The sequence below is a fragment of the Hymenobacter agri genome (assembly GCF_054778495.1).
Window position 1 is genome coordinate 1 of record NZ_BAAGZM010000731.1, and the last position, 1,860, is coordinate 1,860.

Below are 1,860 nucleotides of genomic sequence, written 5' to 3' on the forward strand. Positions count from 1 at the left end.
GTCGCCGTCAGGGTCGTCGACGCACCCAGGCAGATGGTGGGCGTGGCGGCCGCCGCCGTCACGGCCAGCGGCCGGATGTCGACGTTCTTATACACCGAGTCGGTAAGGCAGCCCTTCGACGATACCCCTTTCAACGACACCATGCCGGTCGTGGCCGTGCCGGGGAACGTGACGGTGATGGTGCCCGTACCCTGGCCACTGGCAATGGTGCCGCCTACCACGCGCCAGCGGTAAGTGGGCGAGGCGGGGCCGGTGGCGGTGTAGGTGCGCACCGTGGCGCGGTCGCACACGGTAGCGGGGCCGGTAATGTCGGTAGGAGCCGCCGCGCGGTTCACCGTAATGCGAAATACGTCGGACGTCAGCTTGCCGCCGCAGCCGTTGTCTTTCACCGTCACGGCCAGGTCGTAGGGCGTGACGCGGCCATTGCCGCACACCGAGTTGAATACAAACGTGCCCGACACCGAGCCCGTGCCGGAGGCGGTGGCCGTGCCCGTGAGGTTGCCGGTTTGCACGGTGCCCTGGCTGCCGTTGAAGGTGGCGTTGAAAGGGCCGCTGCCGTCGAGCAGGGCACTGTTCACGGTCATCACCAGCGGGTGCCCGCCGGAAGGCTGAGTGGCGGTAATCGGAATGCTGAGGGTTTCGCCTTCCTCAATGGTGTAGCTGCGCGGCGTCGTGACCGAGGGCGGCAGCACCGGAGGCGGCGTGGGCGGGCAGGTCGACACCACCAGCTGCAGGTCGCGCCGGGTGGTGCCAATCAGCACCTCGCGCCCGTTGATGGTGCGGTATTCCGACACATCCACCGCCACCACGTAGAGGCCGTTGGTGGTCGCTCCGTACTTGGCAATGCCCGTGTTGGCGTTGATGAGGGCAAAGTTGCCTGTTCCGGTGCCGAAGGGGTTGGCCGTGCTATAGCCCGGAAAGTAGGGCACTGTTTGGGGCAGGGGCGGAAAGGTAGCGCCACCGTTGGACAGGGTGCCGTAGGGCGTGCCAAAGGAGTACACCAGACGGTCGCCGTCGGGGTCAACAGCGTTATTCAGGGTAATGGTCGTGTCGTTTTGGCACACGATGGCCACGGCCGTGTCCGAGAAAACGGGGGAGCGGTTGGGCAGCAGCAGGCCCGGCGACATGCTCACGTAGAGCGTGAGGGGCTGGCCGGCAGAGGCCGGGGCGTTGAGGTTGGTGAGGGTGTAGTTGCGGGCCGATGGGTTCACTACGGCATAATAGCCGTCAAACGAGACCGGCAGGTTCACCGTCCCCACGAAGCGGTTGATAATGAACGGCTGATTGGGGCCCTGCACTGTGCAGCCCGCCGGCACCCGCGGGCTGATGGTGGGCGAGTTGGTGGGGTTGCGCAGCAAAATATCGGTGCCCTGCAGCGACGAGTAGTTCACCGACGTCATGGGAATGCGGGCGCCGGTGGTGCGGTTGTAGATGGCCACCGGCAGCGTAGTGAGCGGGCCGGCAATGCCCGGCCCCTGCAAGCCGTTTATGTAGAACGTAACCGTGATTTCGTAGCGGAATGGTGCCGTGGACGGCCCGTTGGCGTCCACGTAGCGGTAGCTCATCTCGCCCCCCAGCAAGTGCGAGGCCTGGGCTTGGTAGCCCGCCGCCAGCAGCAGTATTAATAGCAGCAACGAATCCCGTAAGCGGCGTAGTAAAGTTGAAAACATAAAGCGAATGAGGATGAAAGGGAGAGTATTGGTGGCGGAATGAAGCGCGGCGGGCGCTGGCCGGAGCTAGGCAGGCGTTGATACTGGTGGCTCCGGTCAGCGCCCGGTATCGTTACTGACGCACCACGCGGCGCGTGGCCGTCAGGCCCTGGGCATCGCGCAGCTGCAGCACGTACACGCCGGCGGGCAG

1 pseudogene is annotated in these 1,860 nt (G+C 65.3%); it reads right to left on the reverse strand.

Annotated features, from left to right (window positions below):
• Positions 1 to 1,670: pseudogene (locus ACYVDE_RS21500) on the reverse strand (hypothetical protein); the annotation flags it as partial.
• Between the last annotated feature and the right edge of the window lie 190 nt (positions 1,671 to 1,860).